1 pseudogene is annotated in these 286 nt (G+C 72.7%); it reads left to right on the top strand.

The window, feature by feature from the left end:
• Positions 1–286 (top strand): annotated as a pseudogene (locus EN850_RS35825) (hypothetical protein); the annotation flags it as partial.

Here is a 286-nt window from a genome sequence, read left to right as displayed (position 1 = left end):
GCCGAATCGCTGGCCGATGCCCTGCTGGCCCTGCCGTTCGCCCCGCGCGAAGGCGCCGTGGCCGGCTACTGGGCGCTGGATGGCGAAATCGCCCTGCACCGCTGGCAGCTGCAACTGCCCCAAGGCCTCACCTACTGCCTGCCGGTGCTGGCCGGCGACGTGCTGCGCTTCGCGCCGTGGCGGCCGGGGCAGGCGCTGACCAGCAACCGCTACGGCATTCCCGAACCGGACGTAGCGCTGGACGATACGCTGGAACCGGCGCAGATGGCGCTGGTGGTGGCCCCGC

Origin of the sequence: Mesorhizobium sp. M8A.F.Ca.ET.207.01.1.1 (genome assembly GCF_004794715.1) — a bacterium.
Lineage (GTDB): Bacteria > Pseudomonadota > Alphaproteobacteria > Rhizobiales > Rhizobiaceae > Mesorhizobium.
The sequence above is the reverse complement of the archived record's forward strand: the minus strand, read 5'-3'. Positions and strand labels throughout refer to the sequence as shown.